Below are 22,006 nucleotides of genomic sequence, written 5' to 3' on the forward strand. Positions count from 1 at the left end.
CGAGCAATGCCATGGCGATTCCCAAACCGGCCTCCCGGCCCCGCGAGGCCAAGCTGTTTCGCAACAACCGCAGCCAGGCGGTGCGCATCCCGGCTGAATTCGAATTGCCGGGTGATCGCGTGCTGATCCGGCGCGATGGCGCGCGGCTCATCCTTGAACCGTTGGCGGGTCCGACCAACCTCGTGGAACTGCTGGCGCAGTGGCGCAAGGAAGCGCCACTGGGGCCGGACGATCAACTTCCGGAGATCGACGACACACCGCCGCGCCCCGTGGACGTGCTGTGAGCGGCTATTTGCTGGATACCGACATCATCAGCGCGCTCTTGCGCGAGCCCGACGGGCGGGCGGCCCGGCACGTCGCCCGGGTCGGCCACCGTGACCTGTGCACCAGCGTCATCGTGGCCGCCGAATTGCGCTATGGCTGCGCCCGCAAAGGGTCAGCCAGGTTGCAGGCACGCGTCGAGCGCTTGCTGGACACGATTCCCATCCTGCCCGTGGATGTGCCGGTCGACGCTGAATACGGCGGCATCCGGGCCGAACTGGAAGCGGCGGGGCACACCCTCGGCGGCAACGACCTGCTGATCGGCGCCCACGCCCGCGTGCTGGGCCTGACGCTGGTGACCGGCAATACTCGTGAATTCGAGCGTATCCGCGGCCTGGCGCTGGAAAACTGGCTGCTCTGACATTGCTGGGCCATGAGCCAGCAGCCCGGTTCAGGCCGCGAACCCCAGTTTTTTTCGCGGGGTGTTTTACGCGTGCAGCCCGAAGCCAATCGCCAGGCGCGGGGTACGCGTTGTCACAGTAAAAGACAAGCCCTTGTAAGAGAGCTTTGCTTTTTCCCGACGAACCGCGGCCGGTTTACGGGGTTTCCCCTGTTTTTTCATGGCTGAGTGGCCGCGCCTTTGCAATAATTGTTGATTATTCCCACATCCCGTCATGAACGGGCGGCCGGCGCGCCGACAACGTGCGCCGCCAGCATCGACCGCGCCGACCCGGGCGTTGGCGAGCCGATACTGCACAAAGGTCCCTGGTATGAAGAATCTGACACTACGCGAACGCATCATCGCCAGCTTCCTGGTCATCCTGGCCATCATGGCGTTGATGGTGGTGGTCGACTACCAACGGCTGCTGCAGGTCGAGGCCGAGGCCAAGTCGATCAACACCGATGCCGTGCCGGGCATCTACTACAGCACCTCGATCCGCTCGTCGTGGTTCGCGGGCTTCGTGGTGGTGCAGGACGCATTCAACAGCGACACCGAACAAGAGCGCCAGGCCGGCCTGGCCGCACTGCCCAAGAACGACCAGCAACTGCAAGAGAACATCGAGCAATATCGCCGCACGGTGGTGCGCGGCGACGACGAGCGGATGTTCAACGAGTTTGAAAAGGCCCTGCAAGCCTACATGCGTATCCGCGGCGAGATCCTGGATCCGGCCATGCAGGCGGACCCGGCGAAGGCGCAGGCCAGGGTCAAGTCCGACCTGCGGCCGGCGTTCTACATCGGGCGCGACATGCTGGCCCAGATGGTGGCGGCCAACAAGCTGCAGGCCGACGAATCCGCGGTGAGCATCCAGAGGGCCGTGGACAATGCCGAGATCGGCATGCTGGTGTCGCTGGGGCTGGCCATCGTGGCCGCCGTCATTTGCGGCATCTTGCTGATGCGCGCCATCGTCAACCCGATGAGTTCCATCGTCAAGACGCTGGAAGCCACCGGCGGCGGCGACCTGACGCGCCGCCTGACGCTGGCCCGCAAAGACGAATTCAACGCCATCGAAGGCGGCTTCAACGGCATGGTGGACGAACTGACCGGGCTGGTCGGCAAGACCCAGCGGTCGGCCGTGCAGGTGGCCACGTCGGTGACCGAAATCGCGGCGACGTCCAAGCAGCAGCAGGCCACCGCGTCCGAAGTGGCGGCCACCACCACCGAGATCGGCGCCACCTCGCGTGAAATCTCGGCGACCTCGCGCGAACTGGTGCGCACCATGACGGAAGTGTCCAGCGCCGCCGAGCAGACGGCTTCGCTGGCCGGCAGCGGCCAGGTGGGCCTGGCGCGCATGGAAGACACGATGCGCAACGTGGTCGGCGCGGCCGGCTCGGTCAACGCCAAGCTTGCCATCCTGAACGAGAAGGCCGGCAATATCACGCAAGTGGTCACAACTATTACGAAGGTGGCTGACCAGACCAACCTGCTGTCGCTGAACGCGGCCATCGAAGCCGAGAAGGCCGGCGAGTACGGCCGTGGCTTCGTGGTGGTGGCGACCGAGATCCGTCGCCTGGCGGACCAGACCGCCGTGGCGACCTACGACATCGAGCAGATGGTGCGCGAGATCCAGTCGTCGGTGTCGGCCGGCGTGATGGGCATGGACAAGTTCTCGGAAGAAGTGCGCCGCGGCATGGCCGACATGCAGCAGGTGGGCGACCAGCTGTCGCAGATCATCCAGCAGGTGCAGACGCTGGCGCCGCGGGTGCAGATGGTCAATGAAGGCATGCAGGCGCAGGCGACCGGCGCCGAACAGATCAACCAGGCGTTGCAGCAACTGAGCGACGCGGCCCAGCAGACAGTGGAATCGCTGCGCCAGTCCAGCCTGGCGATCGAGGAATTGACGCTGGTGGCCAACGACCTGCGCAGCGGCGTATCGCGCTTCAAGGTCTGAGGCGGCCATGCCCGACCTTGCTCCGATCCCGCCCGCGGCGGCCGGCAACGCCGCCGCCCGGCGCCGCTTGTACCTGCTGTTTCGCATCGGTGCGGACCGCTACGCGCTGGATGCGGCCGACGTGGTCGAGGTGCTGGGCATGCGCGGGTTCAAGCAGGTGCCCGGCACGCCCCCCTGGGTGGCCGGCATGTTCGATTGCCGCGGCACGGCCGTGCCGGCCATCGACCTGAGCGCCCTGGCGGGGGCCGGCGACGCGGTGATGGTGACCAGCACCCGGCTGGCGCTGGTGCGTTACCGGCCCGATGGCCAGCGCGAGGCGCGCCTGTTGGGGCTGATCCTGGAGCAGGCAACCGAAACCGTGCACTATGACCCGGCGGCGTTCCAGCCCGTCGGGCTGGATACGCCGGCCGCGCGCTATCTGGGTCCGGTGCTGAGCGATGCGCGCGGCATGGTGCAGGCCGTGAGGGTGGCGGACCTGTTGCCCGAGCCGGTGCGCGCGTTGCTGTTTCCCGCCGATGTGGCGCGGGTCGGAGCCCTGCCATGATGCTGGTGGATGATTTCAGCACGGTGCTCAAGCGCAAGATGGGGCTGGACAGCGGCTCGATCGGCAAGGCCGCGATCGAGCGCGCGGTTCGCCTGCGCATGCAGGCGGTGGGCGCGGACGACGAGCAGGAATACCTGATGCGCGTGCAGACCTCGCCGGCCGAGATGCAGCAGCTGATCGAGGCCGTGATCGTGCCGGAGACCTGGTTCTTCCGCTATCCGGAATCCCAGGCCGCGATGGCGGCGCTGGCGCGGGAGCGACTGTTCGGCACCGGGCGCGCGATGTCCTCGGCCGCGGCAGCCGGGGCATCGGCTGCCGTCAGCGACGCGCGGGTGCTGCGCGTGCTGAGCGTGCCCTGTTCCAGCGGCGAAGAGCCGTATTCCATCGCCATGGCGTTGCTGGATGCCGGCGTGCCGGCCGCTCGGTTCCAGGTGGACGCCGTGGACATCAGCGAGCGCATGGTCGAATTCGCCCGGCGCGCCTGTTATGGCCGCAATTCCTTCCGCGGCGACGATCTGTCGTACCGCGACCGCTATTTCACCGAGACCGCCGACGGCCACCAGCTGGCCGACGCCGTCATGGCGCGCGTGCGTTTCCTGGCGGGCAACCTGTTCGACGCCCAACTGTTGCTGCACGCGGTGCCGTATGACTTCGTGTTCTGCCGCAACCTGCTGATCTATTTTGATGCGGCCACGCAGGAACGCGCGGTCGCGGTGCTGCGCCGTTTTGCCCGCCGCGATGGCGTGCTGTTCGTGGGGCCGGCCGAAACCAGCCTGCTGACCGCGCGGCGCCTGCCCGCGGTGCCGATGGCACGGGCGTTTGCGTTCCGTGCCGAACCCGCGCCGCCCGTTGAAAACGCCGCGCCCGCTTCGATGGCCTGGACGGCGCCGCCGCCGGCGCCACGGCCCGCCGCGCGGGCGCATGGCCACGGCCACGCGCCCATGCGCGCGGCTGACGCGCGCGGGGTGCAGGCAATGCCGACGATGCCCGCCATGTCCGCGGGCAATCCCTTGTCGGCCACCGTGGGGGCGGCGTCGGCGCACACCGCCGTACGCGGGGGGGCGGCGGCGGACCCACGGGCTTTCTCGTCCACGATCAGTTCCGCCTCTGCATCTGTCTCCACGTCCGCATCCCAAGATCCCGACGCTTCGCTGCGCGGCATCGCCGCGCTGGCCGACCAGGGCCGGGTGGCCGAGGCCATGACGCAATGCCGCGCCCACCTGGACCGCCACGGCGCCAGCGCCGAGGCGCTCTATCTGCTGGGCCTGTTGCAGGACACCGAGGGCGATGCCCGCCAGGCCCAGGCCGCCTACCGCAAGGCGCTGTACCTGGACCCAACCCACCGCGAGGCGCTGCTGCACCTGGCCGCGCTGATCGCGTCCGAGGGCGACGACGAAGGCGCCCGCCGTTTGCAGGCGCGCGCCGCACGCCAGGAGGCCCGCCGTGACTGACGCATTGGCCAGGCTGTCCGAAGTGGACGATTGCTGGAACCGCATCGGCATTCGCGGCGATAAAAGCTGCGAACGTTTGCCCGAACACGTGCATTGCCGCAACTGTCCGGTGTACGCCGCGGCGGCCAAGCGCATCCTGGACCGCCTGCCGCCGCAGGCCGCCGTGCAGGCCGAAGACACTACGGCCGCGTTGGCGGCGCAGGCGCGCCTGTCGTCGCTGCTGGTGTTTCGCCTGCGCAATGAATGGCTGGGCCTGCCCACCAAGGCGCTGGACGAAGTGGCCAGCACGCGCGCCATCCTGACGCTGCCGCACCGGCGCGACCCGGCGGTGCTGGGCGTGACCAACGTGCGCGGCACCCTGACGGTGTGCGTATCGCTGGCGCGGCTGTTGGGGCTGGATGCCACGGCGGCGGACGGCGGCCGTGATCGGCCGGCCGCGGCCCGCATGCTGATCTTCGGCGGCGCGGGCCGCGCGGTGGTGCTGCCCGTCGACGAGGTCGAGGGCATTCATTCGGTGGACCTGGACGCGCTGGGTGCGTTGCCCGCCACCGTCGAGGGCGCCAGCCTGAAATACTCGCGCGGCGTGGTCCGCTGCGGGGCCCGCGGCGTGGGCGTATTGGACGAAACCCTGTTGATGCAAGCCTTGGAACGGAGCCTGGCGTGAACCCGGACCAGATGCGCGACGCCTCGCTGCTGGAACTGTTCCAGCTGGAAACCCGCAATCAGGTGCAGGTGCTGAACAACGGCCTGCTGGCGCTGGAGCACGATCCCACGTCGGCGCCCCAGCTCGAGGCCTGCATGCGCGCCGCGCATTCGCTCAAGGGCGCAGCCCGCATTGTCGACCTGCATCCGGCGGTGCGCATCGCGCATGCCATGGAAGACTGCCTGGTGGCGGCGCAGGAAGGGCGGCTGCGCTTGCAGGCCGCCGATATCGACGCGCTGCTGCTGGGCGCGGACCTGTTGCAGCGCGTGGCCACGCCCGGCGCCGAACTCGGCAGCGAGATCGACGACCTGGTGGCCCGCCTGTCCAACGCGCCGAATGCGCCGCCGGCCGCGCCGGTGGTCGAGCGCGCGCCCCGGCCGTCCGACTTCCTGCCGCCCATCCAGCGGCCGGACGATCCGCCGCCGGCGCCACCGCCCGCGCGCCGCGTGTCGGACCAGGCGCTGGGCGAGGGCGAACGGGTGCTGCGGGTCACGGCCGACACGCTCAACAAGCTGCTGGGCCTGTCCAGCGAGACCCTGGTCGAATCGCACTGGATCGCGCCGTTCAGCGCATCGATGCTGCGGCTTCGGCGGTTGCAATCGGGCGCCGGCCAGGCACTGGACAGCCTGCGCGCCTCGCTGGCCGGGGCGCACCTGGACGCCCGCAGCCAGGCCGCGCTGGACGATGCCCAGCGCATCGTCGAGGCCTGCCAGCAGGAACTGACGCAGCGCGCCAGCGAGGTCGATGAATTCGGCTGGCGCATGGGCCACCTGGCGCAGCGCCTGTACGACACGGCGCTGGCCTGCCGCATGCGGCCCTTTGGCGACGGCGTGGGCGGCATGGCGCGCATGGTGCGTGACCTGGGCCGGTCGCTGGGCAAGCAGGTGCGCCTGGAAATCGACGGCGACACCACCCAGGTCGACCGCGACATCCTGGACAAGCTCGATGCCCCGCTCATGCACCTGTTGCGCAACGCGGTGGACCACGGCATCGAGATGCCGATGGACCGCCTGGAAGCCGGCAAGTCGCCCGAAGGCCTGATCCGGCTGTCGGCGCGCCACGCCGCCGGCATGCTGCTGATCGAACTGAGCGACGACGGCGGCGGCATTTCGCTGGACCGTCTGCGGGTCGAAGTGGTGCAGCGCAAGCTGACCAACAGCGAGACCGCCGCTCGCCTGAGCGAGGCCGAACTGCTGGAATTCCTGTTCCTGTCCGGGTTCAGCACGCGCGGCGAAGTGACCGAGATATCGGGCCGCGGCGTCGGGCTGGATGTGGTGCAGACCATGGTGCGGCAGTTGCGCGGCGCCGTGCGCATCCACCAGCAGACGGGGCAGGGCACGCGCTTCGTGCTGGAAATGCCGCTGTCGCTGTCGGTGGTGCGCAGCCTGCTGGTCGAGGTGCAGGGCGAGATCTACGCGTTTCCGCTGGCCTACGTCAGCCATGCATTGCAGGTGCGCGCTGAAGACATCGAGCAGCTTGAAGGGCACCAGCATTTCCGCTTCATGGACCGTCAGATCGGCCTGGTGTCGGCGCGTCAGATCCTGCGGTCGGGCGACCCCGCGCCGGCGGCCGAGACCCTGCCGGTCGTGGTGGTGGGCGACCACGACAAGCTCTACGGCATTGCCGTGGACCGCTATGTGGGCGAGCGCACGCTGGTCGTGCAGCCGCTGGACCCGCGCCTGGGCAAGGTGCAGGACGTGATGGCCGGTTCGCTGATGGACGACGGCACGCCGCTCTTGATCCTGGACGTCGAGGACATGCTGCTGTCGGTGCAGAAGCTGGTCGAAGGCGGCCGGCTGACTCGCGTGGACGGCGGCGGCCCGGTGGCGCAGGCGCGGCGCCGCAAGCGCGTGCTGGTGGTGGACGATTCGCTGACCGTGCGCGAACTGGAACGCAAGCTGCTGCTGAATCGCGGCTTTGACGTGGCGGTGGCGGTCGACGGCATGGACGGCTGGAACATGCTGCGCAACGAGCCTTTCGACCTGGTGGTGACCGACGTGGACATGCCGCGCATGGACGGCATCGAGCTGGTCACGCGCATCAAGGCTGACCCCAAGTTGCAAAGCCTGCCGGTGATGGTAGTGTCTTACAAAGATCGCGAAGAGGACAGACGGCGGGGCCTGGATGCCGGCGCCGACTATTACCTCGCCAAGGGCAGCTTCCACGACGACGCCCTGCTGGACGCCGTCGAAGACCTGATCGGAAAGGCGCGAACGTGAGAATCGGCATCGTCAACGATCTGCAGATGGCCGTCGAAACCCTGCGGCGTGTCATTGCCCTGGAACCCGGGCTTGAAGTCGCCTGGGTCGCCTCCAATGGCCAGGAGGCCCTGGAACGCTGCGCCCAGGACCGCCCCGACGTGGTCCTGATGGACCTGATCATGCCCGTCATGGACGGGGTCGAGGCCACCCGCCGCATCATGGCCGAAAGCCCCTGCGCCATCGTGGTGGTCACGGTGGACGTGGCCCGCCACACCGCCCGGGTGTTCGACGCCATGGGCCACGGCGCGCTGGACGCGGTGGATACGCCGGTGGTGGGCAGCGCCGACCTGCGCACGGCGGCCGCGCCCTTGCTGCGCAAGATTCGCAATATCGGCTGGCTGATCGGCCGCTACGGCAACAACCGCACGGCGCTGTCGCCGGTGGCCCGCAACGCGACGCAACCCGGGCCCTCGCACGGGCTGCTGGTGATCGGCGCATCGGCCGGCGGCCCGGCCACGCTGGCGCAGCTGCTGCACGACCTGCCCGTCACGTTTCCCGCCGGCATCGTGCTGGTACAGCATGTGGACGCCTCGTTCGCCGCCGGCATGGCCGACTGGCTGAACGACCAGGTGGCGCTGCCGGTGCGGCTGGTGCGCGAAGGCGAGCGCCCCGCTCCCGGGCAGGTACTGCTGGCCGGCACCGACGACCATCTGCACCTGGTGGCGGATGGTACGCTGCGGTACACCGAGAATCCGAAAGAAAGCCTGTACCGTCCCTCAATTGACGTATTCTTTCATAGCGTCGCGCAGCATTGGCGCGGCCTGGCGGTCGGCGTGCTGCTGACCGGCATGGGGCAGGACGGGGCGCGCGGCCTGAAGGCGCTGCGCGAGCGTGGCTGCCTGACCATTGCCCAGGACCAGGCGACCAGTGCGGTCTACGGCATGCCCAAAGCGGCGGCGGCCCTGGAGGCCGCCGTTGAAATCCGCCCATTGGATAAGATTGCACCCCGTTTGATCCAGGCGTTTGCCTGACCCGGCGGATACAGCGAGAAATCAAGGAAAGACACTATGCACCCTCCCATTGACAGCCCGGCGTCGGCGGACCTGAATTCGCATGCGGCCATGGTATTGCTGGTCGACGACCAGGTAATGGTCGGCGAGGCCATCCGCAGGGCCCTGGCCACGGAGGGCAACATTGACTTCCACTATTGTTCGGACCCCTACAAGGCCCTGACCGTCGCCATTCAGACGCGGCCCACCGTGATCCTGCAGGACCTGGTGCTGCCGGGCGTGGACGGCCTGAGCCTGGTGCAGGAATACCGCGGCCATCCGGTGACGCGCGACATTCCCATCATCGTGCTGTCCACCAAGGAAGACCCGGCCATCAAGAGCGCGGCGTTTGCGGCCGGCGCCAACGACTACCTGGTCAAGCTGCCCGATTCGATCGAACTGGTGGCCCGCATCCGCTACCACTCGCGCTCGTACCTGGCGATGGTGCAGCGCGACGAGGCCTACCAGGCCCTGCGCCAGAGCCAGCAGCAGTTGCTGGAAAGCAATATGGAACTGCGCCGCCTGACCAATTCCGACGGCCTGACGGGCCTGGGTAACCGCCGCTATTTCGACGAATACCTCAACGCAGAATGGATGCGCGCGCGTCGCGATGGCCGCGAGATCAGCATGCTGATGATCGACGTGGACCACTTCAAGTCCTACAACGACACCTATGGCCACATTGCCGGCGACGAGGCCCTGAAACGCGTGGCCAACACCATCTTCGCCAGCTGCGACCGGTCCACCGACCTGGCGGCGCGTTTTGGCGGCGAGGAATTCGCGCTGGTGCTGCCGGGTACGCCGGCGGGCAGCGCCCGACTGGCCGCCGAAAAGCTGCGCCGCGCGGTGGAAGCGATGCAGATTCCGCAGAAGGATGCCGGCGGCGGCCCGTGGCTGACCGTCAGCGTGGGCACCGCCACCGCCGTGCCGGTGGCCGACCAGCCTTGCACCGACCTGATCCAGGTGGCCGACCGCGGGCTGTACCAGGCCAAGCGCCAGGGCCGCAACCGGGTGGTGCAGGGGCAGATGTAATACAGCAAACGGCCCCGGCATTGTGCGGGGCCTGCGCGCGGGGCCGTGCCTGTGAACCAGGCACGGCCCCGCGGCGCTTCAGGCCGGCCCTATTGCCGACGCCGGATCAGCGTGGCCGCCAGCATCAGCGTCAGGCTGACCGCCACGGCCACCGCGGCCATGGCCATGCCTTCGCCCACCGACCCCTGTTCGAACTGCCGCCAGACGAAGATCGACACCGTCTGCACGCCGGCCGGCGCCAGCAGCAGCGAGGTGACCAGTTCGCGCGAGGCCACGGCAAACACCATCAGCATCGACGCGGCCAGGCCTGGCAGCACCAGCGGCAGCACGATGCGGCGCAGCGCCGCCGCGGCGCTGGCGCCGTGCACCCGCGCGGCCGCTTCGAGGTTGGCGCCGATCTGCGACAGGGCCGCGCTGACGTAGCGCACGGGGTAGGGCAGCAGCAGGCAGGTGTACGACAGCAGCAGGATGCCCCAGGTGCCGTAGGGCGACGCGGGCCAGAACGGCTGGTTCCAGGCCAGGATCAACCCCACGCCCACCACCACGCCGGGCAGGGCCGCGGGCAACAGCGCCAGCGCATCGATGACGGCGGCGCCCGGCACGTGCCGGCCCGCCACGCACCACGCGGCAAGCAATCCCACGGCGCCGGCCGCCAGCGCCGTGCCGCTGGCCAAGAAGAGGCTGGTGGACAGCGCCTGCCAGGCTTCGCCGCCGGTCTGGAACAAGGCCGCGAAATTGGCCAGGGTCAGGTTGGCCGGCGACAGGCCTGCCGAGACGTGACGCGTCAAGGCGGCGGCCAGCATCGAGGCCAGGGGCGCTGCGACGGCCACCAGCGCGACGGCGGCAAACAGGCCCAGCACCGGCCAGCGCCACGCGCCGAGTTGGCCGCGCGCCAAAGGGGCGGGCTTGCCGGTGGTGGTTTCGAAGCCGCGTCCGGCTACCAGCGCACGCTGCACCGCGTAGGCGGTCAACGCCAGCGCCACCAGCACCATCGACAGCAGCGCGGCGCCGGGCAGGTCGATGGGCCAGTCCGCCAGGCGTCGCTCGATGGCGGTCGTCATGACGTTGACGCCGGCCTGCGAACCCAGCGCGGCGGGCACGCCGTATTCCTCGATGGCCAGCGTGAAGGCCAGCAACAGGCTGGCCGCGATGGCCGGCAGCGCCAGCGGCAGGGTGACGCGCAGGAACGCGCGCCAGGGTCCGGCGCCGAACACGCGCGCCACGTCCGCCAGCCGCGCGCCGGTGGCGGCCATGCTGCGCGACACGGCGAAGTACACCACCGGGAAGATCGCCAGCCCCATGGCCAGCGTCACGCCCGCCGGGGAAAACAGCAGTGGGCCCAGGTTGAAACCGACCAGTTGTTCCAGGTAGCCGCGCGGTTGCAGCGCCATGGTCCAGGACAGCGCGGCGATGTAGGGCGGCAGCAAAAAGGGCACCAGGAACAGCAGGTCCCACCCCCGCGCCAGCGGCACCTGGAACAGGCCACGCAAGGCGCCCAGCGGAATGCCGATCGCGGCGCTGACGGCCGCCACGCCCAGGCCCAGCTTGAGGGTGCCGCCGACCAGGGTCAGCGCGGCCGGGGTCGCCAGGGTCGCGGCCCAGGCGCCGAAGGGGTTGCGCAGCGACCCTTCGGCAAGGTGCGGAAAGATGGCCTGCAGCGCGACAAAGGCCATCGGCAGGGCGACGAGCACGCCCAGGGCGGCCAGGGTAATGGCCGCCAGGATGAAGACGCTTTTCATGGTGGGATGGGGATGCCGGGCGGGCCGGCATCCCGGCCTGTCAGTGTTGGCCGAACAGGCGGGCGAACCGGGCCAGCACCTCGGCGCGATGGGCGCCGGGGGCGGTCTCGGGCAGCAGCGCCAGGTCCTTGAACAGGGGCCGTTTGCCGGCCACGTCCTGGCGCGCAGGCATCAGCCAGGCGTCGGCGACGGCGCGCTGGCCGTCTTCGGACAACACGTAGTCGATGAACTTGCGGGCGTCGTCGGGTGCCTTGGTGGTCTTCAGGATCATCATCGGGCGCGGCGCGATGGCGGTGCCGCTGGACGGGAAGATGACCTTGATGGATTCACCCTTTTCGACGCTGGCGTACGACACGTAGTCGACCGCGCCGAACACCGCCGCCTTGGCGCCTTGCAGCACCGGCGTCAGCGCCTGGGCGTTGGGGCCCGAGATCGTCATGCCGTTGTCGCGCAGCGTTTCAAAGAGCTTCCAGGCGGCTTCGCCCTGGGCGCTTTGCAGGCCCAGCAGCAGGTCCAGCGAGGCGCCGGACAGCGCCGGGTCGGGCGTGGTGACGGCCCGCTTGAACTGCGGGCCGGTCAGGTCGGACCAGTCGCGCGGTTCGGGCGTGCCGCTGCGCGAATTCCAGACGATGCCCAGCGCGGAAATGCCCTGCGCGACGTAGGTCGGGGTCTTGAAGCGCGCCGGCACCTGGGCGGCATTGGGGCTTTCATAGGCGAGCAGCCAGCCGCGTTGGTCCAGGTCTTGCGCGGTGTCCCACGAGGCCGAGATCAGCACGTCGGCGCGCGGGTTCGCGGCCTCGGCTTCCAGGCGCGCCATCACCTTGCCGGTGGTGGCCTGGAACACGTCGACCTTGATGCCGGTCTTTTCCTGGAAGCCCGCGGCCAATTGCTTGATCAGGCCGCCGGGGCCCGCGGTGTAAACGGTAAGCGCCTTGGCCTGGCCCGAGGCCAATCCGAACGAAAGCGTCATAAAGAACGTAGCGAGGAGTTTTGAAAGGGGTGCGTGGGGCATTTTAGGCAGAGTCCTGGGGTTTGGACATGACAAGGTCGGCGATGCGGCCGTGCGCCATGCGGGCGATCGTGTGCGCCAGGGCATGGGCTTCCTCGTGGTCGTGGGTGACATAGACGGCGGTGGTGCCAAGTCGGCGCAGCAGCGCGCCGATCTCGACGCAGAGCGATTCGCGCAGGGCCCGGTCCAGGTTGGACAGCGGCTCGTCGAACAGCAGCACGCGCGGTCGCGCCACGATGGCGCGGGCCAGCGCGACGCGCTGCTGCTGGCCGCCGGACAGATCCGACGGGCGGCGCGTGGCGTGCTCGTGCAGGCCGACCAGGGCCAGGGCCTCCTGCACCCGGGCCGGCCGCTCGCGCCGCGGCACGCCGCGCATTTCCAGCGGAAAGGCGACGTTCTGCGCCACGCTCAGGTGCGGCCACAGGGCGTAGTCCTGGAACACCATGCCCAGGCCGCGGCGTTCCGGCGGCTCGTGGCGCCGCTCGTCGCAGACGGCGGCGCCGCCGAACTCGATGCGGCCGGACTGCGGCCGCAGCAAGCCCGCCAGGGCCTTGAGCAGGGTGCTCTTGCCGCAGCCCGACGGGCCGAGCAGCGCCAGGACGGTGCCCGCGGGCACGTCCAGGTCGACGCCGTCCAGCACGGTGTGGCCGTTGAAGGCGTGCCGCAGGCCGCGCACGGCGATTGCCGTGCCGCCCGCGGTGGGATCAAGCGCGCTCAAAACCGGTGCCGCAGGCCAAGGTTCAGGCCGAACTGGTTCTTGCCCGGCTCGACGTTGGCGCCGTACTTGCCGCCGATGACGCTCTGCGACGACTTGTCGTCGTTGACCGCGTAGGCCGCCACCGCGTAAACCGTGGTGCGCTTGGACAGGTCGTATTCGTTGCCCAGCACGAACAGGGTCGACTTCTGGCCGGTGCCCGCGGCTTGGGCGGCGGGGCAGACGGCGTTGTTCATGTCGTCGCACACGGCATCGTCCAGGTGATACACGGTGAACGACAGGCGGTTGTTCTGCACCGGCAGGTAGGTGAAACCCAGCCAGGTCAGGTTGTTCTTGTAGTTGCGCTGCGTCAGCTTCTGTTCCAGCCAGCGGTAGCCGCCGTACAGCTTGAAGCCGTCGAAGTCGTACGACACGCCGGCCACGATGCGGTCTTCGCGGTTGTCGCTGTTGGCGCCCTTGGCCGGCTTGTCGGCGTTCTTGGAGTGGTACAGCAGGCCGGCGTCCAGGCCGCCGGACTGATAGCGCACGCCGCCGCCGATCATGCGGCCCAGCGTCTTGTCGTCGAACGATTGTTCGTTGTTCCAGCCGAAGCTGTAGTAGCCGCCGACCGAGACGGGGCCGAACTTGCCGACGTACATCACCGCGTTGTCGGTGCGGTCGGAGAACGCCGCGTCAGGGCGCTTGATCGAGAAGTTGGCGTTGTCGAACGGGTTGTACTTGCTCATCCATTCGATCATCAGCGTGTTGTGGCGGCCCAGCGTCAGGCGGCCCCAGTCCTTGCTGGCCAGGCCCACGTAGGCCTGGCGGCCGAACAGGCGTCCGCCCTGCATGGTGGTGCCGTTGTCGGAATCAAAGCCGTTTTCCAGCACGAACACGGTGGACAGGCCATCGCCCAGGTCTTCGGTGCCGCGCAGGCCCCAGCGCGAACCGCTGAGATTGCCCGTGGACAGGCCGGTCTTGCTGTTGCCGCCCGGGCCGTTGTTGATGTATTGCAGGCCGGTGTCGATCAAGCCGTACAGCTGGACCGAGGTGGCGGTGGCCGCCGCCGAGAGGGCGGGGGAGAGAGCGAAGACGGACAGGCAGGCGCCAGCCGCCGCAATGCGGAGCGTCGATTTCATAACAGGAAGTCCTCTTTGGGATTCAATCGGAATCGACACTCTATTTTTCTGTCGCTACAGCTTCATGACACTCCTGGCGGTTGTGGTTTTCGGGTGCCTGGGGCAAGGCGCGGTGCGCGCTACAGATGCAGCTTGGTCGAGGACTTGACCTCGTGCATCGACAGCGTGCTGAGCAGTTCCTTCACGCCGGGCAGCGTGCGCAGGCGGTTGCGCACGAATTCGGAATAGGCGTCGAAGTCGCGCGCCACGATGTGCAGCAGGTAGTCGTGCTGGCCGGTGGTGTTGTGGCAGGCCAGCACTTCGGGCATGGCGGCGACCGAGGCCTCGAAGGCGTGGCAGGTTTTCTCGGTATGGTTTTCCAGCGAGATGTTGACGAAGGCCACCACCCCCATGCCGAGCGCGCGGCGGTCCAGGATGGCCTGGTAGCCGCGGATGACGCCGGACGTCTCCAGGCGCTTCAAGCGCTTCCAGCAGGGCGAGGCGGACAGCGACACGCGTTCGGCCAGCTCGGCGTTGGACAGGCGGCCATCGTCTTGAAGGATTTTCATGATTTTCCAATCGATCGCGTCAAGTTGATGTAACAAGGCAGTGTCTTTCATGGTTCTGTTGCTATGAGAAACGATATTTCCCATTATCCGATTTCGGCAGTAGAAATGGAAAGAAAATTGTGGCCGGGGCGGCCCATACTCGCTGCATCGCCTGGCGGGCGGCGCTATCGTGTCCGAACGCGCATTGCGCCCGCCAGGTAGGCCGCAATTTCCCCAAAGAGAGGCACACCATGAGTTATTCCAGTTATCACAAGAAAGACATCTTCGGCCGTCCGCTGCACGCGGAAACGCAGATGATGTCGTACGGCTTCGATCCCTTCCTGTCCGAAGGCGCGGTCAAGCCGCCGGTGTTCCTCACGTCGACCTTCGCGTTCCGGTCGGCCGAAGACGGCGCCGAGTTCTTCGACCTGGTGTCGGGCCGCAAGCCCTTGCCGCAGGGTGAATCGGCCGGGCTGGTGTACAGCCGCTTCAACCATCCCAACCTGGAAATCGTCGAAGACCGCCTGTCATTGCTGGACGGCTCGGAAGACGCCGCGGTGACGTCCAGCGGCATGTCGGCGATCAGCGCGGTGTTCCTGGCTTTCCTGCGCCCCGGCGACCAGCTGGTGCAGTCCGTGCCGCTGTATGGCGGCACCGAAACGCTGATCGCCAAGATCTTTCCGGAATGGGGCATCGGCTCGCATCCGATCCATGACGGCCTGTCGGCGCAAAGCATGCGCGACGCGCTGGAAGCCGCCGCGGCCAAGGGCCCGGTGCGCCTGTTCTACGTGGAAACGCCGGCCAACCCGACCAACGCGCTGATCGACTTCCAGGCCATGACGGCCGAGCTGGACGCGTTTGCGTCGCGTCACGGCTACCGCCCGATCTCGGTGTGCGACAACACGCTGCTGGGCCCCATCTTCCAGAAGCCGGCCGAGCATGGCGTGGACCTGTGCGTGTATTCGCTGACCAAGTACGTGGGCGGCCACAGCGACCTGGTGGCCGGGGCCGTCACGGGCTCGAAAGCCCTGATCAAGAAAGTGCGCGCCATCCGCAGTGCTTTCGGGTCGCAACTGGACCCGCATTCGTGCTGGATGATCACGCGCTCGATGGAAACCGTGGTGCTGCGCATGAAGCAGGCCGCGCGCAGCGCCACCAAGGTGGCGCAGTGGCTGGCGGGCAATCCGCATGAAAAGGTGCAGATATTCCATCCGGAAATGATCGCAGACGACGCTTACCAGGCCGTCTACAAGCGCCAGTGCACCGGCCCGGGTTCGACCTTTGCGTTCGTGCTGGACGGCGGGCGGCCCAAGGCGTTTCGCTTCATCAACGCGCTGCGCTTGTTCAAGTCGGCCGTCAGCCTGGGCGGCACCGAGTCGCTGGTGTGCCATCCCGCGTCCACCACGCATTCGGGCGTGCCGGCCGCCGAGCGCGATGCGGCCGGCGTGTCCGAAGGCCTGATCCGCATTTCGATCGGCCTGGAGCACGAAGAAGACCTGATCGCCGACATGGATCAGGCCTTCCGCACCGCCGCCATGAAGTAGCCGACGGCCAGCGCGGCGGCGATGGCGGCCGCCGCGTAGAACGCGGGCCAGCCGGCGTGCGCGATCAACGCCGGCATGCCCAGCAGCGCCAGCGTGCCGATGAAGCGGCCCAGGCCATATAGCAGCGCGTAGTCGGTGGCGGCCTGGCCGCCCGCGGCCCAGCCCAGGATCAGGCCGCCCATTACGATGTACAGGCCGCTGACGCAGGCGCCCGCCAGCACCGATGCCGCGATGGCCAGGCCGGCATCGTGGCCGTGCAGCGCCCACAGAATGGCCGCCACGCTTGCCAATGCCCCCGCCAGGAAGACCCACAACAGGGCGCGCGCGGGCATGCCGCGCAGCAACGCGGGCGTGGCCAGCGCCACGGCCAGGTTGGCCAGCGGCGCGGCCGTGCCCAGCACCCAGCCGATGCGCGCCAGCGGCACGCCCAGGTCCACCAGCATCAGCCGGTTCATGTTGAACAGCGCCATCAGCGCGCAGGTCACCAGGCTGATGCGGACCAGTCGCCCGGCCATGGCGGGCTGGCGCAAGGCGGCCAGCAGGCCGGGCCGCACGGGCGATTGATTGGGTGACTCTGTGGGCGACTGCGCAGGCGCCGCAAGCTCGGCCAGCCGCCAGGCAGGCAGCGTCGCCACGGCCATCACCGCGGCCAGCAGCAGGAACACGCCTTCCCACCCCAGCTGCGCGAACAGCGCCACCAGCACGCCGCCGCCCAGCACCGCGCCCAGCGACAGCCCGCCGACCTTGGCGGCCGAGGCCGCGCCGCGCCACGCTTCGGGCATGTGGTCGACCGTCCAGGCGTCCAGCGCCACGTCCATGGTGGCGACCGCCACCGTGGTGGCCAGCCCCAACGCGAACAACGCTGGCAGCGGCAGCGCGGCGCCCAGCGCGATGACGACTACCAGCAACACGGCCACGCCTTGCGCCGCGACGATCCAGCCGCTGCGCCGGCCCAGCCACGGCAGGCGCCAGCGGTCCACCAGCGGCGCCCACAGAAACGTCACGCCAAACGGCAGGTACAGCGCGAACACCGGCGCCATCGATGCCAGCGCCACGCCCTTGCTGCGCAAGATCGGGCCGATGCCGCCTTGCACGAAGCCCAGCACCGCGCCCAGCGACACGTACAGCAAGGCGATGGCGGTCAAGCGTGGCCACGGGGCGGTCGACAGGGGGGGATGAGACAGGCCACGCATGTCAGAACTTCCAGCTCATGCCCACGCCGGCCAGGCGTTCCTGGCCCAGCCTCACGGAACTGACGGTGGGCCCCCAGCTCTGGCCGGCCACCACGTATTGCTTGTCGAACAGGTTGTAGACGAAGCCATAGAGTTCCAGCGGCCCATTGCGCCAGCCCGCGCGCAGGTTGACCACGTCGTAGGCGGGCAGGGTGAAGCTTTCCTTGACGTCGGCCGCGCGCGCGCCGACCCGCTGCCACACCACCTGGCCGCTGAACTGGCCGGGCAGGCCCAGCGGCTGGGCGGGCGCTTCGACTTGCACGCCCAGGTTGGCCGTCAGTCGGGGCACGTTGGGCACGCGGTTGCCCGACTGCGCGCCCGTGCCGCTGTTGGCCGGCACCGACACCAGTTCGGCATGCGTGTAACCCAAGCCGCCGATCAGCTTCACATGGGGATGCACGCGGGCCGCAAATTCCAGTTCGGCGCCTTTGCTGCGGTAGTCCAGCGAGGCGGGCGTGAACAGCAGGGCGGAAGGGTTGAAGACGATCAGGTGGCCGTTCCTGACCTCGTTCAGGAAGACCGAGCCGTTCACGTCCACGCGCCTATCCAGCCATTGCGACTTGAAGCCCAGCTCGTAGGTCCAGCTGGTCGATGCGGCAAAAGGTGTTTCGGGCTTGCCGGTCGGGGTGTTGACCGACACGCCGGCAAAACCGCCCGAGACGTACCCGCGCGACACGGTGGCGTACGTCATGAGTGCATCGGTCCAGTCATACGACAACCCCGCGCGGCCGGTGACGAAATCGTCGGACAGCGTGCTGTGCTGGCGGAAATCGGCCACGACCGCCTTGTTGCCATTGCCGCTGAAATGATAGCGGGCGTCTTTCTCTTCATGGGTGTAGCGCAGGCCGGCCAGCGCTTTGAGGCGCTGCGTGAGCGGCACACTGGCTTCGCCGAAGAGCGAGGCGCTGTCGGTCTGGATGCGATTGGCGTGGGTGCCGTTCTGCGTCTGGAAATTGAACGCGGCGGGCGAAGCGTTGGCGCGCGTGTCGTTGCGAAAGCGCGACTGGAAATAGTTGGCGCCCACCGTCCAGCCCAGCGCGCTGGCGTCTGGCGAACTCAGGCGGAATTCCTGCTGCCAGCTCTGTTCCTGGAAGCGGATGTCGGCATAGTCCGCGTAGGGCACGTTGAACACCGACGCGGGCCGGCCCGTCATTGCCGCATAGATCAGGCCGTCGGTCAGGTCGAAGGCCTGGCGCGAACGCGAATCCAGGTAGCTGGTCAGCGAGGTGAAGGTGAAATCGTCGAACCCGTGTTCGACCTTGACGCTGCCGCTGGCGTCTTTCCAGTCGATCTTGTTTTCGGGGTCGGTGGCGGTTTGCGGGTAGTGGGGGTTCTGCGCCCACACAAAGCGCGGCGAGGCGGCTTTCTGCTGATCGTACGAACCGGTGAAGGTTACGACCGTATTGGCGCCGGGCGTCCACAACACCGTGGCGCGGGCTGCGCCCACGTCGGCCCAGCCGTCCTTGCCGCCCGAGGCCAGGTTGGACACGGTGCCGTCCACGGTGGTGTAGCGCAGCGCCAGCCGCGCGGCCACGGTGTCGGACAGGGCGTCGTTGGCGATCAGTTCGCCCAGGCGGTGGCCGTGCGTGCCGATCTCGCCGCGCACCGTGTATTCGCGGTCGAACACGGGTTGATTGGCGATGACGTTGATGGCGCCGCCCTGGGTGTTGCGGCCGAACAGCGTGCCTTGCGGGCCGCGCAGCACTTCCACCCGGTTCACGTCCAGCAGCGTGGGCGGCGCGCCATAGACCGAGCGCGGCACGTCATTGGCGTACATGACGACCGAGGTGTCGTCGGGCGACAGTGGCGCGAACGAGCCGACGCCGCGGATACTGAAGACGTTGGCATTCTGGCCGCCGGTATCGGTGAACGACAGGTTGGGCGCCGACCGCGCCAGGCCCGCGTTGCCGGCCTGCGGGGCGGCGTCGGCGCGCAGTGAGTCGCCGCTCAGGACGGTCATGCTGATGGGCACGTTCTGCGCGTTTTCGTCGCGACGGCGGGCGGTGACGGTGACGGGAGCAAGTTCGGTGGGGGGGGCGGGCCATCCCGCGTCGGGCGAGGCGGCGTCAGGCGATGTAACGCCGCCCGGGGCCGGTGCGTCCTGCGCCACGGGTTGCCCCGCAGACGGCTCGGCGCGTGCGAATACGGATGTCAGCGCCAGCGACAACGCCAGCAGCGCGGGAGAGAAGAGGGGGCGCGGCTGCGCGGGGAACGAGGGCACGACGGACTCCAACAGGTTAATGAGAATTTGTCGCAATTCTATTGACTAAACGTTTGGTCAGTCAATTGATCAATGCGTCCCGTCCCCGTAACATGAGCCTTTCTTTCCCCGACAGGACTGCCTGCATGACCGAGCTGCGCCCGCAATTCACGACGCCCGATGCCCGCGATGTGATCCTGGAATCCGCGTTGACGCTGTTCGCGCGGCTGGGCTTCGATGGCTCGACCATGCGGTTGATCGCGCAAGAAGCCAAGGTGTCGCCGGGGCTGATTCACCACCACTTCAAGGACAAGGAAACCCTGTGGTCCAAGGTGGGCGAGTGCATTACCGAAGATTTCCTGGCCGCGATCGAGCCGATCACGCGCCAGGCCGTCACCGCCCGTACGGTGCCCGACATGGTGGGCAGCTACCTGACGTATTGGAAGACCCACCCGGCGGCACTGCGCTTTCAGCTGTGGCGGGTGATGGGGGCGCAGGAAGCCGAGCGGCGGGCGCGCTCGGAAAGGCTGAACCGGCTGTTCGTGCCGGTATTCGCCGCCGCGCAGAAGGCCGGCTTCGTGCGCGGCGACATCCCGGCGGGGCAGGCGATGATCACCACCGGGGCGCTGATCCAATACTGGCTGCACAGCCAGATCGAAGTGGCCGACGCCATCGCGGCGGGCGGCGGCGCGATGCCGGGCGAGACGCAATTCCTGGACTATGTGCTGAGCCTGGTGACACCGGTGCGCTAGGCTGGGTGGCGTGCCTTCGGGCCGCCGCGCAGCCGGTTGAGCAGCACCAGCACGGCGGTGCCCAGCAGCATCACGGTGGCCGTGGCGATGACCACGGCGTAGCCGGCATCGAAGGCCGTGCGCGCCAGGTGCGCCAGCGAGGCGCCCAGGTCGGCCGACAGGCCATCGGCCACGATCAGGGCTTCGTCCAGGCTGTCGCGCGCGGCGCCCGCGCCGGCGGCCGGCAGCCCCGCCGGCACATCCAGCGTGTGGGCATAGACGCCCGACAGGATCGAGCCCATCAGCGTCACGCCCAGCGCGCCGCCCAGCTCGTACGAGACTTCTTCGATGGACGCGGCCATGCCGGCGCGCTCCGGCGTGGCGCTTTGCATGATGGTGCTGGACGCGGCCGTCATGGTGGCGCCGATGCCCACGCCCAGCACGCACAGGCTGGCCATCTGCGCGGCCAGCGCGCCGTCGTAGCTGAACAGGTAGCCGCCCATGCCCAGGCCCGACACCAGCAGCGACACGAACAGCAGCCGCGCGCCGCTGACGCGCGACAGAAGCCAGCCCGCCAGCGGCCCGGCAATGAAAGCGGCCAGCGGCAAGGGCAGGATGTACAGCGCGGCCTGGATCGGCGACATGCCCAGCACCAGTTGCAGGCGCTGGCTGAAGACCAGTTCCATGCCCAGCAGGGCCGCCGCAGCGAACAGCGCCGACGCCACCGCCGAGCTGAAGCCGGGGTTGCGGAAAATGGCGAAGTCGATCAGCGGATAGGGTCGCGCGCGCTGGCGCCGCACGAACACGGCCAGCATGGCGGCGCCGCCCGCGCAGGCCAGCCCGGCATGCAGCCAGGACGGCTGGGCGCGGCCCAGTTCCTTCAGGGCGTACGCAGTCAGGATCAGGCCCGCCATGACCTGCAGCGAACCGATCAGGTCCCAGGGGCGCTGGCGGTCGGGGCGGCTGGCCGGGATGTAGCGGCGCGCCAGCGGCAGCGCCAGCAGCACGATGGGCAGGTTGATGAGAAACACCGAGCCCCACCAGAAATGTTCCAGCAGGACGCCGCCGATGACCGGACCCAGCGCCGCGCCGCCCGAGGCCACCGAGGCCCACACGCCGATGGCGACGGCGCGCTCGCGTTCGTCGGTGAAGGTCAGGCGCAGGATGGACAGCGTGGCCGGCATCATCATGGCCGCGCCGATGGCCAGCACGGCGCGCGCGGCGATCAGGGCGCCCGGGTTGGGCGAATAGGCCGCGGCCAGCGAGGCCGCGCCGAACACCACCAGGCCCATCATGAACAGGCGTTTGTGGCCCAGGCGGTCGCCCAGCGTGCCCATGCCCAGCAGCAGGCCGGAAACCACCAGCGCGTAGATGTTGACGATCCAGAGCTTGGACGAGGCCGTCACGCCCAGTTCGTGCGTGAGGCGGGGCAAGGCGGTGTACAGCACCGTCATGTCCACCACGATCAGCAACAGGGCGCTGGACACGATGGCCAGCACGAGCCAGCGGCCGGGGGCGGCTGGGGCGACAGCGTGGGTAAGGTTCCGCTGCGTCATAGGG

At 68.6% G+C, this 22,006-nt stretch carries 19 protein-coding genes; 11 read left to right on the plus strand and 8 right to left on the minus strand.

All coding sequences use genetic code 11. The features are described 5' to 3' along the window. The first annotated feature begins 11 nt into the window (after positions 1-11). From AC3WMR_RS09140 to AC3WMR_RS09180, 9 genes are all read left to right on the plus strand, one after another. Positions 12-284: an antitoxin gene (locus tag AC3WMR_RS09140; protein WP_492266445.1), complete on the plus strand. Its 273-nt coding sequence runs from the start codon at positions 12-14 to the stop codon at positions 282-284. Beyond that, entirely contained in the window at positions 281-682 is a 402-nt protein-coding gene (locus AC3WMR_RS09145) for a type II toxin-antitoxin system VapC family toxin (protein ID WP_492266446.1), read from the plus strand. The genes AC3WMR_RS09140 and AC3WMR_RS09145 overlap by 4 nt, the downstream gene beginning before the upstream one ends. Before the next feature lie 349 nt (positions 683-1,031). Next, the gene (locus AC3WMR_RS09150; RefSeq protein WP_492266447.1) at positions 1,032-2,651 is read left to right on the plus strand and encodes a methyl-accepting chemotaxis protein; all 1,620 of its coding nucleotides are present in this window, start codon (positions 1,032-1,034) and stop codon (positions 2,649-2,651) included. Positions 2,652-2,658: 7 nt separating this feature from the next. Continuing rightward, a complete protein-coding gene (locus AC3WMR_RS09155) occupies positions 2,659-3,195 on the plus strand; it encodes a chemotaxis protein CheW (RefSeq protein ID WP_492266448.1) in 537 nt (178 codons plus the stop codon). Next, positions 3,192-4,646 carry a CheR family methyltransferase gene (locus AC3WMR_RS09160; protein WP_492266449.1) on the plus strand — a complete coding sequence of 485 codons (1,455 nt, stop codon included), beginning with the start codon at positions 3,192-3,194 and terminating at the stop codon, positions 4,644-4,646. The genes AC3WMR_RS09155 and AC3WMR_RS09160 overlap by 4 nt, the downstream gene beginning before the upstream one ends. Next, positions 4,639-5,310, plus strand: coding sequence for a chemotaxis protein CheW (locus tag AC3WMR_RS09165; RefSeq protein ID WP_492266450.1), 672 nt, complete (start codon positions 4,639-4,641; stop codon positions 5,308-5,310). The genes AC3WMR_RS09160 and AC3WMR_RS09165 overlap by 8 nt, the downstream gene beginning before the upstream one ends. Further along, positions 5,307-7,568, plus strand: a complete 2,262-nt coding sequence (locus AC3WMR_RS09170; RefSeq protein ID WP_492266451.1) for a hybrid sensor histidine kinase/response regulator — start codon at positions 5,307-5,309, stop codon at positions 7,566-7,568. The genes AC3WMR_RS09165 and AC3WMR_RS09170 overlap by 4 nt, the downstream gene beginning before the upstream one ends. Continuing rightward, positions 7,565-8,581 (plus strand): chemotaxis response regulator protein-glutamate methylesterase, encoded by a 1,017-nt coding sequence (locus AC3WMR_RS09175; protein WP_492266452.1) that lies wholly within the window; start codon positions 7,565-7,567, stop codon positions 8,579-8,581. The genes AC3WMR_RS09170 and AC3WMR_RS09175 overlap by 4 nt, the downstream gene beginning before the upstream one ends. A 36-nt stretch (positions 8,582-8,617) precedes the next feature. Beyond that, a complete protein-coding gene (locus tag AC3WMR_RS09180; RefSeq protein ID WP_492266453.1) occupies positions 8,618-9,631 on the plus strand; it encodes a diguanylate cyclase in 1,014 nt (337 codons plus the stop codon). 89 nt (positions 9,632-9,720) lie between these two features. On the opposite strand, the gene AC3WMR_RS09185 is transcribed toward AC3WMR_RS09180, so the two are convergent. The 5 genes from AC3WMR_RS09185 to AC3WMR_RS09205 all read right to left on the minus strand — a co-directional run bounded on the left by AC3WMR_RS09185 (position 9,721) and on the right by AC3WMR_RS09205 (position 14,811). Further along, on the minus strand, positions 9,721-11,370 hold the full coding sequence (locus tag AC3WMR_RS09185; protein ID WP_492266454.1) for an ABC transporter permease: 1,650 nt from the start codon (positions 11,368-11,370) through the stop codon (positions 9,721-9,723). Between the two features lie 40 nt (positions 11,371-11,410). Beyond that, the gene (locus AC3WMR_RS09190; RefSeq protein WP_492266455.1) at positions 11,411-12,340 is read right to left on the minus strand and encodes an ABC transporter substrate-binding protein; all 930 of its coding nucleotides are present in this window, start codon (positions 12,338-12,340) and stop codon (positions 11,411-11,413) included. A 43-nt stretch (positions 12,341-12,383) separates the two neighbouring features. Next, positions 12,384-13,097, minus strand: a complete 714-nt coding sequence (locus AC3WMR_RS09195; RefSeq protein ID WP_492266456.1) for an ABC transporter ATP-binding protein — start codon at positions 13,095-13,097, stop codon at positions 12,384-12,386. Beyond that, a complete protein-coding gene (locus AC3WMR_RS09200; RefSeq protein ID WP_492266457.1) occupies positions 13,094-14,212 on the minus strand; it encodes a porin in 1,119 nt (372 codons plus the stop codon). Before AC3WMR_RS09200 ends, AC3WMR_RS09195 begins: the two co-directional genes overlap by 4 nt. A gap of 119 nt (positions 14,213-14,331) precedes the next feature. Then, on the minus strand, positions 14,332-14,811 hold the full coding sequence (locus AC3WMR_RS09205) for an Lrp/AsnC family transcriptional regulator (RefSeq protein ID WP_492266458.1): 480 nt from the start codon (positions 14,809-14,811) through the stop codon (positions 14,332-14,334). A gap of 179 nt (positions 14,812-14,990) precedes the next feature. On the opposite strand from AC3WMR_RS09205, the gene AC3WMR_RS09210 reads away from it, so the two are divergent. Further along, entirely contained in the window at positions 14,991-16,283 is a 1,293-nt protein-coding gene (locus tag AC3WMR_RS09210; RefSeq protein ID WP_492266459.1) for a cystathionine gamma-synthase family protein, read from the plus strand. Here AC3WMR_RS09210 and AC3WMR_RS09215 read toward each other — a convergent pair. Next, positions 16,253-17,476: an MFS transporter gene (locus AC3WMR_RS09215; protein ID WP_492266460.1), complete on the minus strand. Its 1,224-nt coding sequence runs from the start codon at positions 17,474-17,476 to the stop codon at positions 16,253-16,255. The genes AC3WMR_RS09210 and AC3WMR_RS09215 overlap by 31 nt on opposite strands. Position 17,477: 1 nt before the next feature. Beyond that, a complete protein-coding gene (locus AC3WMR_RS09220; protein WP_492266461.1) occupies positions 17,478-19,736 on the minus strand; it encodes a TonB-dependent receptor in 2,259 nt (752 codons plus the stop codon). Between the two features lie 125 nt (positions 19,737-19,861). On the opposite strand from AC3WMR_RS09220, the gene AC3WMR_RS09225 reads away from it, so the two are divergent. Further along, complete coding sequence (locus AC3WMR_RS09225) at positions 19,862-20,467, plus strand: TetR/AcrR family transcriptional regulator (protein ID WP_492266462.1); 606 nt, start codon at positions 19,862-19,864, stop codon at positions 20,465-20,467. Here the strand turns inward: AC3WMR_RS09225 and AC3WMR_RS09230 are convergent. Further along, the gene (locus AC3WMR_RS09230; RefSeq protein WP_492266463.1) at positions 20,464-22,002 is read right to left on the minus strand and encodes an MFS transporter; all 1,539 of its coding nucleotides are present in this window, start codon (positions 22,000-22,002) and stop codon (positions 20,464-20,466) included. The two genes, AC3WMR_RS09225 and AC3WMR_RS09230, sit on opposite strands and share 4 nt — an antisense overlap. Between the last annotated feature and the right edge of the window lie 4 nt (positions 22,003-22,006).

It is taken from the genome of Achromobacter sp. FW305-C-28, assembly GCF_058783235.1.

Bases quoted from the DNA above. Each gene is read 5' to 3' on its own strand.
- AC3WMR_RS09225 (WP_492266462.1), top strand. From the start codon at position 19,862: ATGACCGAGCTGCGCCCGCAATTCACGACGCCCGATGCCCGCGATGTG.
- AC3WMR_RS09185 (WP_492266454.1), bottom strand. From the start codon at position 11,370: ATGAAAAGCGTCTTCATCCTGGCGGCCATTACCCTGGCCGCCCTGGGC.
- AC3WMR_RS09160 (WP_492266449.1), top strand. From the start codon at position 3,192: ATGATGCTGGTGGATGATTTCAGCACGGTGCTCAAGCGCAAGATGGGG.
- AC3WMR_RS09150 (WP_492266447.1), top strand. From the start codon at position 1,032: ATGAAGAATCTGACACTACGCGAACGCATCATCGCCAGCTTCCTGGTC.
- AC3WMR_RS09205 (WP_492266458.1), bottom strand. From the start codon at position 14,811: ATGAAAGACACTGCCTTGTTACATCAACTTGACGCGATCGATTGGAAA.
- AC3WMR_RS09210 (WP_492266459.1), top strand. From the start codon at position 14,991: ATGAGTTATTCCAGTTATCACAAGAAAGACATCTTCGGCCGTCCGCTG.
- AC3WMR_RS09200 (WP_492266457.1), bottom strand. From the start codon at position 14,212: ATGAAATCGACGCTCCGCATTGCGGCGGCTGGCGCCTGCCTGTCCGTC.
- AC3WMR_RS09230 (WP_492266463.1), bottom strand. From the start codon at position 22,002: ATGACGCAGCGGAACCTTACCCACGCTGTCGCCCCAGCCGCCCCCGGC.
- AC3WMR_RS09155 (WP_492266448.1), top strand. From the start codon at position 2,659: ATGCCCGACCTTGCTCCGATCCCGCCCGCGGCGGCCGGCAACGCCGCC.
- AC3WMR_RS09190 (WP_492266455.1), bottom strand. From the start codon at position 12,340: ATGACGCTTTCGTTCGGATTGGCCTCGGGCCAGGCCAAGGCGCTTACC.
- AC3WMR_RS09215 (WP_492266460.1), bottom strand. From the start codon at position 17,476: ATGCGTGGCCTGTCTCATCCCCCCCTGTCGACCGCCCCGTGGCCACGC.
- AC3WMR_RS09140 (WP_492266445.1), top strand. From the start codon at position 12: ATGGCGATTCCCAAACCGGCCTCCCGGCCCCGCGAGGCCAAGCTGTTT.
- AC3WMR_RS09180 (WP_492266453.1), top strand. From the start codon at position 8,618: ATGCACCCTCCCATTGACAGCCCGGCGTCGGCGGACCTGAATTCGCAT.